We start from the raw sequence: 14,238 nt of genomic DNA, 5'->3' as shown, positions 1-14,238 counted from the left end.
CGGCCCGCCCTCGGTCGGGTCGCGTTCACCGACGGCGGCCGCGTGGTCGTCTACCCGATGAACTATGCGGTGACCGGTCGGACGGTGTACCTGCGCACCGACCCCTCGAGCAGGCTCACGACGGCGGCCGAGGACCGGGACGTGGCGTTCGAGGTCGACGATGTCGACGACGCATGGGAGCGCGGCTGGAGCGTCCTGATGCAGGGCACCCTGACCGAGGTCGTGGACGACGCGGAGCTCGAGCGCAACCGTGAGCTGCACCTGCGCACCTGGGCCCCGGGCGATCGCCTCCACCTGCTGCGCCTGGACGTCGACCACGTCTCCGGTCGCCGGATCACCTGACCCGGCAGGAGGAGGGACACGGGTGGACAGCTCGGCGGAGGTCACCGATCCGCGGCTGCTGCCCGCCGTGCGCAAGCGGGACGTTTTGGAGCACTTCGACGAGTGGACCACCGACTTCGAGGAGGTCGAGGGACGCAGCGGCGACGTCCTGTCGTTCGAGGCGACAGCCGGGGAGCCGTCCTGCCGCGCGCGTTCGGCACCGTCATCGAGGACGCGCCGGGTGTCCGTCGGTTCCAGGCCATCCCCACCGGTCCGCGTGCGCTGACGATCCGGCTATGGCCAGATGCGGATCGCGCGCAGGTCCGGATCGCTGTCGACGACCGCGTGCGCGCGTCCTCGACACCCGGGGCGCCGCGCCAGTCTCCGTACGCATGATGACGAACCACCGCAGGCCGACCCCAGAAGCGGCAGGCTGCGGCTGGTCTGCGCGTCCTGATCGCCCCTCGACGTGTCGCTCGCCCGTGTCGGCGTCGGGCATGCCGACCTCAGTCCGCACGCCACCACCGCAGGACCCGGAGCGCCCGGAACGTCGCCCACCGGCTCGGAGCACCCGACCGCTCGAGCTCGAACCAGTAGCGGCCGGGGTACGGCCGGTACGTCCTCCAGGTGCCGTCACGCGCCCGGCGACGCCGCACCTCGTCCACCGCGTCCGCCATCCGACCGTCGCGCTCGGCGCCGGCCGCGCGGAAGTGCTCGAGGCCACGGACGATGTCGTAGTGCCACTGCGGCGGGAACGGGAAGCGGGTGAGCGCCGGGTCGACCACCGCCCCGGTGCGGTGGGAGCGGTACAGACGGTGCGCGAGGAAGAACGCGCGGCCACGTTCCGCGTGCCGGTCGACGGCCACCTGTCCACCCGCGCCGCCGTAGGCGTGCAATGCCTCGAGCACCGTGATCGACGTGTGGAACGAGCCGTGCGTCGAGCCCCGCCGGATGCTGTCGCAGTTCCAGCCGCCGTCGGGGAGCTGCTGGCGCAGCAACCAGTGCACGGTCCGGTCGACGCGCTCGTCGTCGAGGCCGAAGGCCGCGGCGAGCAGGACCAGCATGCCGGTGATGCACGTCTCCGGCTCGCGGCTCGTCCGGCCGAAGGTCAGCCCGCCGTCATGGCGGGCAGCGGAGTCCCACAGCAGCCTGCAGCCGGCGTGCGCCTGTGGGTCCGAGCCGGGCAGCCCGAACCGCTGCAGCAACAACAGCGTGTAGGTCGTCGACGTCCACTTCGGGCTGTACAGCCCGCCCGCCCAGCGGCCGTCCGGGTCCTGCGCTGCGAGCAGCCGCGCACCCCATCCTCGGGTGGCGACCTGCGCACGCTCCTCGGCGACCGCCGCATCCGGTGCGCCGAGCAGGTCCCGCATGACCTGCCAGCGCACGGCCGGATCGCCGTCCATGAGCCACGCGATCAACGAGCGTACGGTCGCCCCCGCCGGACCACCCGGCACCGGATCGCCCACGACGTCACCGTGCACGTGGCGAGCCGGGCTCACACGAAGATCGTCTGCGCGCCCTCGGACAGCTCGATGAAGTCGCTGGCGCTGATGATGCCCTCGACCCGCTCGTACAGGTCGTCCTCGGTGACATGCATCATGTCGGCCGACATGCGGCACGCCCACAGGTGCCCTCCGGCATCGGTGATCAGCTCGAGGAACTCCGGCACGTCGGGCACGTCGATGCCCTCGATCTGCTTGCGCATCATGTGCGTTGCGAACGCCTGCATGCCCGGCAGGCCCATCAGCGCTGTCGGCATGTGCGTCGCCGGGTTGCCGACCGGCGAGAACTGCAGGCGGCCCATCGTCGCGCGGTTGATGATGTCGAAGCCCCAGAACGTGAAGAACAGGTGCGTCTCGATGCCCTCGCCCAACGCGGCGTTGGCCAGGACCAGGCCCGGGTACGCCATGTCCAGCGAGCCCTTCGAGCAGATGATGCACAGCTTGCGTCCGGCAGTCTCCTGATCGTCGTCGAACGACGGAATCGGCGCGGGAGCGATGGTTGTCATGGTCTGCGACCTCCTCGCCGCTCAGACACAGCCCACGGGCTTGGGCAGCCCGGCGATGTAGGCCATCTTCTTGGCGGGCTTCTTCGGGAACAGCCGGAACAGCTCCTTGGTGGGGATCCCGCCGACCGCTGTGACGCGCCGCAACGTCGGCGTCTCGCCCTGCTCGCGGTAGTCCTCGCGCAGGAACGCGATCGTCCGCAGGTGCTCGTCGGTCAGATCGATCCCGATGTTCGCGGCCAGGACGCGCGCGAGCTCGGGGTCCCACTCGGCGTACTCGGTCAGGAAGCCCTCGTCGTCGACGTGGATCTGGCGTCCATCCATCGTGGCCAGGGTCATCGCGCCACCTCCTCGTGGATCTTGCCTGCCATGGTCATCCGGGCGGGCAGTGGCAGGCGCCTGCCGGGCAGCAGCACGTTCCAGTAGGCCCACTTGAACGCGTGCTTGCCCCAGTGGTTGACCGTGGACGCGTCGAGCAGGCTGAATGGGCCGACCACGGGCAGCGGGTACTTGCCCGGCAACGGTTGCGTGTCGTAGTTGAAGTCGAGCAGCAGGGCCTTGCCGTCACCCGCCTCGACGAAGCAGTTTGCATGGCCGTCGAAGGCCTCGGTCATGTCCTCGCCCCTGATGTGGCGGACGAAGTTGTCCGCGAAGAGCTCGATCGAGAAGTGCGCGGTCGACCCGGCCTTGGAGGTCGGCAGGTCGGCCGCGTCGCCGACCGCGAAGATCGTGTCGTAGCGGGTCGACAGCAGCGTGTGCCTGTCCACCGGTACGCAGTTCAGCTCGTCGCCGAGACCGCTGCGCGCCACGAAGTCTGCGCCCATGTTCACCGGGGTCGTGACCAGCAGGTCGAACGGGATCTCGCGCTCGTCGTAGGACACGAGCGTCCTGGTGTCCAGCTCGACGCGCTCGACCATGAAGTCGGTCTCCAGGGCGATCCCGCGCTTCTCGAGCATGCCGCCCAACCGCGCCGACGCGATCGGTTTGGTGAACGCCCCGTCGAGCGGCGTGACGAAGACCAGCTCGACGCGATCGCGCAGCCCCCGCCGGCGCAGGTGCGCGTCGGCGAGGAAGGCGAACTCCAGCGGCGCCACCGGGCACTTCATCGGCAGTTCCGTGATGTGCACGACCAGGCGCCCACCCTGCCACCCGGCCAGCGCGTCCCGCAGCGCCACCGCTCCGCCGAGCGTGTAGAAGTCGAAGATGCTGCGTCGCCACTCCGGACCGAGCATGCCCGGGGTCTGGTCGGGGCGTGGCGTCACGCCGGTGGCGATGACCAGCTGGTCGTAGTCGAGCACTGCGCCGTCGGCCAGCCCGACCTCCCGCGCATCTGGACGGACCTCGTCGATCTGGCCCGTGACGAGCTCGACGCCGTCGGGGATGAACCTGGAGCGCGGCCGCACGACCTCATCGGGGGTGTAGGTGCCGAACGGGATGAACAGGTACCCAGGCTGGTAGTGGTGCGCCGCGTCCTGGTCCACGATCTGGATGTGCCACTCGCGCGGATCCAGGCGCGGTCGCAGCGTGTTGACCACCATCGTCCCGGCGGTCCCGGCCCCGAGCACGAGCAGGCGCTTCATGACGACCTCCGGGTGGCTTGTCGGACGGCATCAGGGTCCCATTCCGCGACCCTCGTGGCAGGGGCGTCCGCCTCGCACCGCGCGGGACCATTGGACCCAGGTCGTCGAGACCCGGTCTCCCCGGGTGGCCGCCACCCGGTCTCCCCGGGTGGCCGCCGCGGACCGACACGCCGTGACGGTTGGCGCTGACCAGGGGACCATCCGGCCTGGCGCGCGGGTCCCCGACCGACGACGGTGACCCTGATGATGCTCGACGATCGCGCCACCCGCATCCTGCCGCCCGGACGACCCCGACCTCCCCGCCGACCTCGCCGCGACCGGCCAGCCAGCGTTGATCCGAGGATCGATGGGCGCCGCCTCGTACGTGATGGTCGGCACACAGGCGGCCACCGCGTTTGGCTGCGCCCGCTGGGCGTCGTGAAGGGATGAGCAGCGGGCCGACCTGTCACACGTCGATCACCCCGGCACCCCATGCCCCTCAGCGGCGCCCGCGCCGAGCCACACGTCGTCCCAGGGCGGCCACGCCGCTGATGAACCCCGGGGCGACGACCGTTGTGAACCGCTCGAACTCGAGGACGAGCAACGCCACGACGACGCACGGCAGCAGCCACCGCGAGGCCGCTCCCGCAGCCCACAGCGTGGCCATGAACCACGCGTAGGCGACGGCTTGCAGGCCCATGCCGAGCGCGTCGGCGCCTGTCACGAGGAACGCGCCCCCGAGCGCCGCAACGGCGAGGACGACGGGCAGGACAGGCGCGTACCCGGCCAGCGCCAGGCCCAGCAGCACGCCAACGCCCACCGCCGTGTCAACCACGAGGTCGACACCGTGCAGCCGTGTCTCGTGTGTGCTGGCACGAGCGAGCCGTCCGTCCAGCGCGTCGCTGCACCATGCACTGGCCACCAGCATGGCGGCGGCATCGAGGTTGCCGGCGGCCAGGACACCGGGCATGACGATCGCCACCACGGCCCGTCCGAAGGTCAGGGCGTCCGCCGCCCATGCTGTGAGCCGATGCCGCGCGTCGGCAGGCACGGTCAGTCCGAAGCGGGCGGAGACGGACCGACGTGGCCGTCGACGAGACGGGCGAACGTGTCACCGGGCTCGAGGTAGACGACCGAGGCATCGCCCAGCATCGCGGTGCGCCCGGACAGGGGAACGTGGTCGACCGCATCGGGCTCGATGTCGATGGCCAGCACCGCGAGGGGGAGCAGATCGGGCAGCGGGACGTCCGAGACCGTGGTGCGGCCCACCGTGGCAACCAGGTCGACGAGCTCACGCGGCCCCGGCCGGTGTCCGACCACCCGTCGGTGGATGGCCAGCAGCAACTCGCCCTGGTGCCGCGTGCGCCCGAAGTCCCCGTCGGACAGCGAGTGCCGGTCGCGGGCGAACGCCAGCGCCGTCGCTCCCTGGACGTGGGCAGGTCCCGGCTCGAAGTCCGACCCTGAGGAGCTGTCGTGCATCGGCTCGTCGACCACGACGTTCACGCCACCGAGCTCGGCGGTCAGCCGTTCGAAGCCATGGAACGTGGTGAGCACCCAGTGGTCGATGGTCAGGCCGGTGAAGGATTCGAGCTGCGCCACCAGCGCCTCGGGACCGCCGGTCGCGAGGTGCGCGTTGACCTTCGTGCCCCCGATCACCGAGTCGCGCGGGATGTCGACGACCGTCGCACGCCGCGCGCCGACGTCGACGGCCACCAGGTGGATGGCGTCGGCACGCCCGCGCAGTGGATCGCCGGGACGGTAGGGCCGGCCAACGTCCGAGCCGACGACGAGCACGACCAGGATCCCGTCGTGCGCATACGCCGGACGCAGGACCGTGCGGTACGTCGACAGCGCCAGCGCGCCCAGCATCACCACCGCCAGGACGACGGTGCCCACGCCCATGCGCCTGGTCCGGCGGCTCACCGCTCAGCCTCCCCCGTGGGCAGGGTGAGGTCGGCCTCGACCACGTCGGCCCGCCAACCGCTGCCCTGCGACACGAACGCCATGCGGGCGCGCTGGTGCAGTTCGTCCGAGGCACCGTCCGCGGTCACGAGCCGCGCGCGGGCGTCGTAGCGGACCGCCGCCAGCACCACCTCACCGCCGCTTGTGACCATGCGCGCGGTCAGCCGCACCTGCTGCGGCTCCACCTCCCGGACCGCCACGTCGACGACACCCAGCCCGGCGCGGTCTGTGCTGCGCGAGACAGCCAGCGCGCGGTCACTGAGCAGGGCCGGCAGCGGATCGTCGGTGAACCTCGTCTCTGTCGCCACGAACTCCGCATCGAGGTAGCGGGTGACGACGGTGGCGATGTCGCGTGCCGCGGCGTCCACCACGGCGTCATCCGCCACCGGGGGCCGTCGTCCGAAGACGCCGTCGTTGTCCATCTCGACGACGTCGGCGACGTGCACGGTGACGTCGAACGTCGTCGTCGACGTGAGTGGTACAGGTACCAGCCGGCGCACCTCTCCATCGGACAGCAGGAGGACGGCCGCCGCCAGCACCAGGACCACGAGCAGCCCCGGCGCCAGGATCCAGGGCAAGTGACGACGGTGCGTGCCCGTCGCGACCGGCGCGGCGTCCCACGACGCCGGCCGTGTCCTCTCTGGCCGCTCACGCGTCGACCCGGCCATGTCCTGTCCTGTCCTTCGCCCTCCAGTCTCGGCGTTGCGCTGCCGTCCGACAGGGACCTCCGACGGGGGGGATCGTGACGATCGACCCCGCGCCACACCGCGCGTGGCGGAAGGCTGGGGGGATATCGAACACCGACGCGGAAGGCAAGACCCCGTCGCCGTGGACAGGAGCCGGCCATGCGCTTCGTCAACCGTGAGGACGCGGGACGCCGCCTGGGCTACAACCTGGCGCTGCGTTCGTTCGACCAACCGATCGTGATCGGGCTGCCACGGGGCGGCATCCCCGTCGCGACCCAGGTCGCCGAGCGGCTCCAGGCGCCCCTCGACCTGCTGGTCGTGCGCAAGCTGGCCTATCCGCTGGACCCAGCGGTCGGCATGGGAGCGGTCGCCGAGGGCGGCTTCCGCATCATCGACGACGACCTCGTGTCTCGCCTCGACATCACACCGGCCCAGCTCGAGGGCGTGGTCGCGGACGAGGAAGCCGAACTCGACCGCCGGACCCGCTGGTACCGCGGTACGCGATCCCCGCTGACCGTGGAGGGCCGCACGGTGATCGTCGTCGATGACGGCGTCGCGACCGGCCTGCTCGCGAAGTCGGCCGTCGAGGTGATGCGCCGACGCAACGTCCGGCAGGTCGTCGTGGCGGTGCCGGTCGGTCCAGCCCGGACCGTGCGCGACCTGCGGGACCACGCCGACGAGGTCGTGTGCCTGCACGCTCCCCACGCGTTCACGTCCATCCGGCAGTGGTACAACCACTTCGCGCCCATCGGCGACGACGAGGTCGCCGCACTCTTCGCGGCCCACGCGTCGACAGCTCCGATCGACACCGCGTGACGGCCGCGTGGCGCGCCGCCGGCGGTGTCACCCGGGTCGATGCCGCCGGCGTGACGCGTCGCCGACGCTGCCGGGCGCCGGGCACGGCACCGTCCGTGCCGGTGGGCGGCGCACCGTGGCCGATCGCTGACCGCGCCGATCGCCGGCACCGTGACCGGCCATCGACGTGATGGCCGGTCACCTGCGACCGGCGCGACGGCTGTCAGACCTCGGCCGGCTGGTCGCCCGGACGTGACGCTGCGGACGGCTCGTCGTCGGTCGGTGGCGGCGGAGTCGGCGTCGGTTCACTGCCCCCGGCATCGAGCCGGAACGGCGGGTACTCGTCGGTCATCAGCGCGACGTAGGCGATCACGCGGTACACCCACCGGTTGAGCCCCATGACGAAGTCGAACAGGCCCGGCGGGTAGCGGCCGGTGAACAGCAGCGCGAACCCGGCGATGATCACGAGCAGGAAGATCAGCCCGCCCGTGGCGACCTGGACACGGCCCGCCGTGCCCTCGGTGGTCGTCCAGGTGACGCCGTTGCCGACCAGCACACCCAGCACGATGTAGTGCGGGATCGCCAGCAGCCACCACTTGATCAGCACGAGGCCGCGCGACAGCGGACCGGGCTCGGCGACGTCGAGCCGCGCCGGGTAGTCGACGTCGGCCAGGGTGAAGGGCGGGTACCGGTCGGTGCCCAGCGCGCTGTAGCCGTAGTAGCCGACGCGCCACGTCCACCGCAGCACGCCGCTGGTGAACGCGAAGATCCCACTGGGGTAGCGACCGGTGAACAGGATCACGATCCCCGCGACCAGGGTCAGCAGCGCGAACGCGATCCACAGCAGGAACAGCACGATGTAGTGCGGGATCAGCAGCAGCCACTTGACCAGCCACAGCCCGCGGCTGGGATCGTCCAGCGTCGCCTCGACCACCACGGGGTACACACGATCCGCCGGCATGCCGGGCCCGCCCACCGGGATGGGCTCGCCGGGCGGTCGCTCGGCGGCTCCCGCGACGGCCGCGACCACCAGGGTGACCGCGCCGCCGAGCGCGAGCAGTCCGAACAACAGCAGGCCCACACCGATGGGAACGAGCAGCGACGACGCGACGCCGGCCGTGGCGTCCACCGCGACACCGGCCGATGCGTCGGCAGCCATGATGACCACCGCCCACTGCCCGGACCGGACGTCCCAGGTGATGGCCTGCTCCCCGGCGCCCACGCTCGACTCATCCCAGAACGTCTGGGTGTCCGGAGGCTGCGGCGTCCGCTCACCCGCGATCTGACCGTAGCTGACGTCCTCGGGCTGGTCCCCGAGCCGGCTGATGACGGCGTGGTTGACGCCGCCCAGGTACCGATCCACGTCGTCCTTGGGCGCGATGCCCACGAAGACCTCGCTCGTGGGGTCGTCGGGCGTCACGGTCACCCGGGCGCTGACGTCGCCGAAGTCCGGAGTCCAGGCGGCCGGCTCGGCCTCCACGCGCAAATCGATGTCCTCTGACGTGATCGCGTACCCGTTCGTCGCCAGCTCGTAGGACGGGCTGGTGAAGTAGCCGTCGGCGTCCTGTCCTGCGGCGTCGAACACCAGCAGTGCGAGGCCGGCAGCGACCAGCGCCATGCCGATCAGACCGGCGATGGCGCCCACGACCAACAGGGTCACGCGTGTCGCAGTCATCGTGTGCCACCTCCACCTGTGCCGGGTCACCGCAGTCGCATGCGAGGGACCTCGCGCGGTCCCGGACCAGGTCCAGCCTGTGGGACCGTCGGCAGAAGGACAGGGCCGAACGGCGCGGAATCGGACGGACGATGGTCGGTGGACCGGCGTGGATCGCCGAACGGTACCGTCCGACCGGGACTTCGGCCCTGGGCACACCCCGGCGCCTGCGGGTTTCCTTGGGTCGGCGCTCGGCGAGGAGCGGACGTGACATGGGTCGTCCACGGGTCATCGTGATCGGCGCGGGCTCGACAGGGGCCGCGACGGCGCACGACCTCGCGCTGCGCGGCGTCGACGTCGTCGTCGTCGAACGCGGTGAGGTTGCGTCCGGCACGACCGGGCGCAACCACTGCCTGCTGCACTCCGGTGGTCGCTACTGCGTGACCGACGACGAGGCGGGCATCGAGTGCATCGACGAGAACCTGGCGCTGCGCCGGATCATGCCCGACCTGCTGGAGCTGAACGACGGGCTGTTCGTGGCGACCACCGAGGAAGACCTGGCCTACAAGGACGCCTTCCTCGAGGCCTGCGCCCGCTGCCACATCCCGGCGCGCGAGCTGGAACCGGACCGCGCGAGGCAGCTCGAGCCGTTCCTCACACCAGACGTCCTCGCGGCGGTGCAGGTGCCCGACGGCGTGTTCGAGCCCTACCGGTTCTGCCTCGCGTTCCTCGCGACCGCGCAGGCCAACGGCGCGCAGGTCAGGACCTTCACCGAGGTCGTCGACCTCGACAGCACCAACGGCTACGTCACGGGCGTGACCGTCGTGGACCGCCTCACGGGACGCACCGACACACTGGGCGCCGACCTCGTCATAAACGCCGGTGGGCCGTGGGCGGAGCACCTGGCGTCCATGGCGGAGGTCGACGTCCCGGTCAGCCCGACGCCCGGGGTGATGGTGACGATGGGGCGACGGCTCAACAACATGGTCATCAACCGGCTCAACGTGCCGTCCGACGGCGACATCGTGGTGCCCCAGCGCACGACGTCGATCATCGGCACGACGTCGTGGAGCGTCGACGACCCCGACCACATCCCGATCCCCGCCGACCACGTCACGCGGATGCTCGACCGTGGCCGGGACCTGCTCCCGGAGATCGCCGCCGCCAGCATCCGCGGCGTCATGGCGGTGGCCCGTCCGCTGATCAGCAAGCCGGGGGTCGACGCCCGGCTGGTCAGCCGCACGTTCGAGTGCTTCGACCACAAGGCCGACGGCGTGGAGGGCTTCGTGACGATCTCGGGTGGAAAGACGACGACGGCCCGTGCCATGGCCGAGAAGGTCGCCGACATCGTGTGCGGCAAGCTCGGCGTCGACGCGCCGTGCCGCACAACAGACATCCCGCTCGTCGACCATCGACGCTTCCACGCGAGGTCATGACGATCACCGCGACCCTGGAGGTGTTCCGTTGCGGGCCGGGCGGCACCGACCGCCGGTTCGAGGAGCATGAGGTCACCGTCCACGACGACGCCACCGTGCTCGACGCGATCGAGGCGGTCTGGGCGCGCCACGACCGGTCGCTGACGTTTCGCCACGCCTGCCACCACGCGTCCTGCGGGACCTGCGGGATACTGGTCAACGGCGTCGAGGCGCTGCCGTGCATCGCGGACCTGTCGGAGGCGTTGCGGCAGCGCAGCCCCGTCCGGGTCGAGCCATTGCGCAACCTGCCGCTCGCCGGCGACCTCACTGTGGACGTCGCCGGGTTCTTCGACCGCATGCGCGCGTCGACCATGACGATCACGCGCACAGCCGAGGACCGGCTGCCGATCCCAACGGACGGTGGCGACCTGCGTGCCCGGCCCGTCGAGGTCGCGGACGGCCTCGCGCGGTTCAACCGGTTCGAGAACTGCGTCGAGTGCGGGATCTGCATCAGTGCGTGCCCGACGATGGCGACCGACGACCGGTTCCGCGGCCCGGCGATGCTGGCGGCGCTCGCTCGAGCACGTGTCGAGACCGACGACCCGCAGGAGCGCGAGCGCCTGCTCGACCTCGCCGACGGTGAGCACGGCGTGTGGCGTTGCCACGGTGCGTGGGAGTGCACGACGCGCTGCCCGCAGCAGGTCGATCCGGCGGAGTCGATCATGCAGCAACGTCGCGACCTGCTGCGACGACGGCTGCGCGGACGCGTGAGGTGACACCATGAGCACGGGCCCACCAGCCCGATCGTCGAGGCTCCGCGCGACATCGCGCTGGGTCGCCGTGCGGCACCGCGGCTCGGGTACCTGGGCCTACGTGGCCAACCGGATCACCGGCCTTGCGCTGGTCGGCTACCTCTACATCCACCTGGCCGTGCTGAGCCTGCTCGCACGCGGACCCGGGTCCTACGACCGCTTCGTCGACGTGATGCGCTCGCCGGTGTTCCTGGCGCTGGACGTGGTCCTGGTGGCCGGGTGGGTGATCCACGCGCTCAACGGCCTGCGCCTGACCATCGTAGGACTGGGGTTCGGGGTGCGGGCGCAGCGCACGATGCTGATCGTCGCCTCCGTCGCCGGCGCGGTGGCCACGGTGACCGCGGCCGTGCTCCTGTTCGGGGACTGACATGACGACCGACACCCGGATGACCGAAGCCGCATCGCCGTTCGCCACCCGCGAGCGGTCGAGCACCGCGTGGCTGTGGCAGGCCGCGACGGGCGTCGCCCTGCTCGTGCTGCTGACCGTGCACATGGTCGCCCATCACTTCATCGTGGAGGGTGGGCTGCGGACGTACGCCGAGGTCGTCGACTACCTGCGATCACCGGTCATCTTCGTCGTTGAGCACCTGTTCCTCGCGACCGTGACCCTGCACGCGATGTTGGGCGTCCGCGCCGTGCTGTTCGACCTCGGACCGACGCCGGCGATCGAGCGGCGCATCACGCGCTGGGTCACCGGCGTCGGGGTCGCGACGGTCGTCTACGGCGTCTGGCTGCTCTGGGTCGTCGCGCGCTGACCATTGGACGCTCGGACGGAGGACAGTGACCCGTGATGACCGCCAGCGACCTCGAGCCGCACCGGACCCGGCTGCGACGCCCGACGTCGCTGCTGTGGATCCTCGCTGGCCTGGTGGTCGTCGCCCTCGTCGTCGGCCTGGTCATCGCGGCGCTGCGCCCACCGACGTCGCTCGACATCGGCCGCCCCGAGGGCGTCGTCCAGGCATACCTGCAGGCCGTGCTCGAGCATGACCACGCAGCTGCGACAGGCTACCTGTCCGAGGCGACGGCCGAGCGCTGCCCCGCGTCGGCGTTCCGCGCGACGTGGGTCCCCGAGGGCCTGACCGCAGACCTCGACGACGTCCAGGTCACGGGCGACCGCGCTGAGGTGCGCGTCGTGCTGCACCCGAACACGGCACTGCCGCCCTTCGAGGCGGTGGACAGCACGACGGAGCTGTTCAGGCTCACCCGCGAGGTCGGCGCATGGCGGTTTACCGGCATCCCTTGGCCGCTGGTGTCGTGTGAGGGGCAGCCGTGATCCTCATCGTGGGCCTGCTCGTGCTCGGAGTGTCGCTGGCCGTGCTCACGTGGCACGGGCGAGGGCGGGACAACCGCGACGGCGACGGCGACGGCGACGGCGACGGCGACCAGCGCTCGCTGCGGCGCCTGCTGCAGTACCTCTTCCTGCTGGTGGCGCTCTTCTCCGCCGCCAGCGGGGTGACCGGCCTGGTCACGGCCGCCCTGCCGGTGGACGGCCGTTTCGTCGGTCCCGCGCCCGCCGAGACGGCGCTGGGCCTGTCGCTGACGATCGTCGCCGTGCCGCTGTGGCTGGTCCTGTGGCGCGCCGTGCGCCGTCGCCTGGCCCGCGACGTCGACGAACGATCGTCCACGGCCTGGGCGGTGTACGTCACAATCGCGGCGACGGTCACGCTGGTCGTCGCCCTCGTCAACGTGATCCGCGTCGGGACCGGCCTGGTGACGACGGACGCCGTGGTTCCGCAGGCGGTGGGGGCGGCGGTGGTGTGGGGTCCTGTCTGGGGGTTGCACGCGTGGTTCCTGGAGCGGTCGCCGCTGGCTCCCGCCGGCCCACGCCGGCACCTTGTGGCGCTCGTCGGATCGGCGGTCGGCCTCGTCACGCTGGCCGCCGGCGCGGTCGGCGTGCTGTCGTTCGGGACGGGGCAGGCCTACCGGGCGATCGCCGGCGCCGCGCTGATCGAGGGTTGGTCCACGGAGGCACTGCGTCGCAGCCTGGTGAGCGCAACCCTCGGGGCGCTGGTCTGGTGGTTCCACTGGCTGCACCACGCGATCTCCGCACGACGGGACACGCTCTGGCACCTCTACGTGCTCGTCGTCGGCGTGCTGGGCGGCCTGCTGACGACCACCGTGTCCGCCGGCGTGACGCTGTACGCGCTGCTCGCATGGGCCATCGGCAGCCCCGGGACGGGGGCGGCGGTCCACTTCGCGGCCACGCCGCGCGCGGTGGCGGTCACCGCGGTCGGCCTCTGGGTGTGGCGGTACCACGCGGCCGTGCTCCGCATCGCGGGTCGTGAGCGGTCGGAGCCGGACCGTGCCTACGAGCACCTCGTGGCAGCGGTGGGGCTCGTCGCCGCGACGTGCGGGCTGACGATGGCGCTCGCGGCGCTGATCGAGGCCGTGGCGCCGGTGCCGCTCGCCGGGTCCGGGGTACGTGGCGGCGACACGGTGGCCCTCGCGCTGACGCTGCTGATCGTCGGCACGCCGCTGTGGGCGCTGTTCTGGCGCAGGCTGCAGGGCCGGGTGCGGACCGGTCCCCCGGTCGAACGGCGGTCGCCGTCACGCCGGACGTACGTGCTGGTGATCTTCGGCGTGAGCGGCCTGACGGCTGCGATCAGCGCGGTCGCCACCCTGTTCGTCGTCTTCCGCGACCTGCTCGAGGGTCGGCTCGCAGCGACCGTCCTGTACGACATGCGTGTCGCCATCGCCCTGGTCGTCGCCGCCGGTGCGGTGTCCGCGTACCACTGGGCGGTGCTCCAGGAGGACCGGGCGGCGGCGCCGTCGCAGCCACCGCGCCGTCACGTGCTGCTCGTCAGCGCCGACGGCGAGGAGATGGCGGCGGCGCTGGCGCGACGCACCGGTGCGAGCGTACGGAGGCTGCACCGGCTCGACGTGGACGCGGCGGACGTCGACACCGACGCCGTGGCGGCGGCGATCATGGCCTCGCCGCACACGCGCCTGCTCGTGACGATCGATGCCGACGGCACGATCCACGCCATCCCGTACGACCGTACCTAGAAGGACGCGGATCGTTCAGCGCC

17 protein-coding genes are annotated in these 14,238 nt (G+C 71.5%); 9 read left to right on the top strand and 8 right to left on the bottom strand.

The genetic code is table 11. From position 1 onward, the window contains the following. The coding region (locus VK923_15580; protein HSJ46094.1) for a pyridoxamine 5'-phosphate oxidase family protein at positions 1–342 on the top strand (342 nt) is incomplete at its 5' end. A 22-nt stretch (positions 343–364) separates the two neighbouring features. Next, positions 365–607, top strand: coding sequence for a hypothetical protein (locus VK923_15575; protein ID HSJ46093.1), 243 nt, complete (start codon positions 365–367; stop codon positions 605–607). Positions 608–827: 220 nt separating this feature from the next. Here the strand turns inward: VK923_15575 and VK923_15570 are convergent, their stop codons facing one another. The 7 genes from VK923_15570 to VK923_15540 form a co-directional block, all read right to left on the bottom strand. Then, positions 828–1,820 (bottom strand): hypothetical protein, encoded by a 993-nt coding sequence (locus tag VK923_15570; protein ID HSJ46092.1) that lies wholly within the window; start codon positions 1,818–1,820, stop codon positions 828–830. Next, positions 1,817–2,329: a DsrE/DsrF/DrsH-like family protein gene (locus VK923_15565; GenBank protein ID HSJ46091.1), complete on the bottom strand. Its 513-nt coding sequence runs from the start codon at positions 2,327–2,329 to the stop codon at positions 1,817–1,819. Before VK923_15565 ends, VK923_15570 begins: the two co-directional genes overlap by 4 nt. 21 nt (positions 2,330–2,350) lie before the next feature. Then, positions 2,351–2,665, bottom strand: a complete 315-nt coding sequence (locus VK923_15560) for a TusE/DsrC/DsvC family sulfur relay protein (protein ID HSJ46090.1) — start codon at positions 2,663–2,665, stop codon at positions 2,351–2,353. After that, positions 2,662–3,906 carry an FAD/NAD(P)-binding oxidoreductase gene (locus VK923_15555; GenBank protein ID HSJ46089.1) on the bottom strand — a complete coding sequence of 415 codons (1,245 nt, stop codon included), beginning with the start codon at positions 3,904–3,906 and terminating at the stop codon, positions 2,662–2,664. Before VK923_15555 ends, VK923_15560 begins: the two co-directional genes overlap by 4 nt. A gap of 478 nt (positions 3,907–4,384) precedes the next feature. Continuing rightward, a complete protein-coding gene (locus VK923_15550; GenBank protein HSJ46088.1) occupies positions 4,385–4,936 on the bottom strand; it encodes a hypothetical protein in 552 nt (183 codons plus the stop codon). 2 nt (positions 4,937–4,938) lie between these two features. Beyond that, positions 4,939–5,787, bottom strand: coding sequence for an LCP family protein (locus tag VK923_15545; GenBank protein HSJ46087.1), 849 nt, complete (start codon positions 5,785–5,787; stop codon positions 4,939–4,941). Between the two features lie 17 nt (positions 5,788–5,804). Next, on the bottom strand, positions 5,805–6,425 hold the full coding sequence (locus tag VK923_15540) for a hypothetical protein (protein HSJ46086.1): 621 nt from the start codon (positions 6,423–6,425) through the stop codon (positions 5,805–5,807). Between the two features lie 267 nt (positions 6,426–6,692). Here VK923_15540 and VK923_15535 point away from each other — a divergent pair, with 267 nt between their 5' ends. After that, the gene (locus VK923_15535; protein ID HSJ46085.1) at positions 6,693–7,349 is read left to right on the top strand and encodes a phosphoribosyltransferase family protein; all 657 of its coding nucleotides are present in this window, start codon (positions 6,693–6,695) and stop codon (positions 7,347–7,349) included. A gap of 202 nt (positions 7,350–7,551) precedes the next feature. On the opposite strand, the gene VK923_15530 is transcribed toward VK923_15535, so the two are convergent. Further along, a complete protein-coding gene (locus VK923_15530; GenBank protein HSJ46084.1) occupies positions 7,552–9,003 on the bottom strand; it encodes a DUF4389 domain-containing protein in 1,452 nt (483 codons plus the stop codon). A gap of 251 nt (positions 9,004–9,254) precedes the next feature. Here VK923_15530 and VK923_15525 point away from each other — a divergent pair, with 251 nt between their 5' ends. The 6 genes from VK923_15525 to VK923_15500 are packed head-to-tail and all read left to right on the top strand — an operon-like array spanning position 9,255 to position 14,215. After that, a complete protein-coding gene (locus VK923_15525; GenBank protein ID HSJ46083.1) occupies positions 9,255–10,418 on the top strand; it encodes an FAD-dependent oxidoreductase in 1,164 nt (387 codons plus the stop codon). Next, complete coding sequence (locus VK923_15520; protein HSJ46082.1) at positions 10,415–11,173, top strand: 2Fe-2S iron-sulfur cluster-binding protein; 759 nt, start codon at positions 10,415–10,417, stop codon at positions 11,171–11,173. Before VK923_15525 ends, VK923_15520 begins: the two co-directional genes overlap by 4 nt. A gap of 4 nt (positions 11,174–11,177) precedes the next feature. Then, positions 11,178–11,576: a hypothetical protein gene (locus tag VK923_15515; protein ID HSJ46081.1), complete on the top strand. Its 399-nt coding sequence runs from the start codon at positions 11,178–11,180 to the stop codon at positions 11,574–11,576. A gap of 1 nt (position 11,577) precedes the next feature. Beyond that, on the top strand, positions 11,578–11,964 hold the full coding sequence (locus VK923_15510) for a hypothetical protein (protein HSJ46080.1): 387 nt from the start codon (positions 11,578–11,580) through the stop codon (positions 11,962–11,964). Positions 11,965–11,999: 35 nt separating this feature from the next. Continuing rightward, positions 12,000–12,482 (top strand): hypothetical protein, encoded by a 483-nt coding sequence (locus tag VK923_15505; protein HSJ46079.1) that lies wholly within the window; start codon positions 12,000–12,002, stop codon positions 12,480–12,482. Beyond that, positions 12,479–14,215 carry a DUF5671 domain-containing protein gene (locus tag VK923_15500; protein ID HSJ46078.1) on the top strand — a complete coding sequence of 579 codons (1,737 nt, stop codon included), beginning with the start codon at positions 12,479–12,481 and terminating at the stop codon, positions 14,213–14,215. Before VK923_15505 ends, VK923_15500 begins: the two co-directional genes overlap by 4 nt. The last annotated feature ends 23 nt before the right edge of the window (positions 14,216–14,238 follow it).

It is taken from the genome of Euzebyales bacterium (assembly GCA_035461305.1).
GTDB lineage: Bacteria > Actinomycetota > Nitriliruptoria > Euzebyales > JAHELV01 > JAHELV01.
Note: the sequence above shows the minus strand (reverse complement) of the source record. Positions and strands in the feature narration are given on the sequence as shown.

What these genes read in the sequence shown, in the direction of transcription:
- VK923_15565 (HSJ46091.1), bottom strand. Translation starts at nt 2,329, where the DNA reads ATGACAACCATCGCTCCCGCGCCGATTCCGTCGTTCGACGACGATCAG.
- VK923_15560 (HSJ46090.1), bottom strand. Translation starts at nt 2,665, where the DNA reads ATGACCCTGGCCACGATGGATGGACGCCAGATCCACGTCGACGACGAG.
- VK923_15555 (HSJ46089.1), bottom strand. Translation starts at nt 3,906, where the DNA reads ATGAAGCGCCTGCTCGTGCTCGGGGCCGGGACCGCCGGGACGATGGTG.
- VK923_15545 (HSJ46087.1), bottom strand. Translation starts at nt 5,787, where the DNA reads ATGGGCGTGGGCACCGTCGTCCTGGCGGTGGTGATGCTGGGCGCGCTG.
- VK923_15535 (HSJ46085.1), top strand. Translation starts at nt 6,693, where the DNA reads ATGCGCTTCGTCAACCGTGAGGACGCGGGACGCCGCCTGGGCTACAAC.
- VK923_15530 (HSJ46084.1), bottom strand. Translation starts at nt 9,003, where the DNA reads ATGACTGCGACACGCGTGACCCTGTTGGTCGTGGGCGCCATCGCCGGT.
- VK923_15525 (HSJ46083.1), top strand. Translation starts at nt 9,255, where the DNA reads ATGGGTCGTCCACGGGTCATCGTGATCGGCGCGGGCTCGACAGGGGCC.
- VK923_15520 (HSJ46082.1), top strand. Translation starts at nt 10,415, where the DNA reads ATGACGATCACCGCGACCCTGGAGGTGTTCCGTTGCGGGCCGGGCGGC.
- VK923_15515 (HSJ46081.1), top strand. Translation starts at nt 11,178, where the DNA reads ATGAGCACGGGCCCACCAGCCCGATCGTCGAGGCTCCGCGCGACATCG.
- VK923_15510 (HSJ46080.1), top strand. Translation starts at nt 11,578, where the DNA reads ATGACGACCGACACCCGGATGACCGAAGCCGCATCGCCGTTCGCCACC.
- VK923_15505 (HSJ46079.1), top strand. Translation starts at nt 12,000, where the DNA reads ATGACCGCCAGCGACCTCGAGCCGCACCGGACCCGGCTGCGACGCCCG.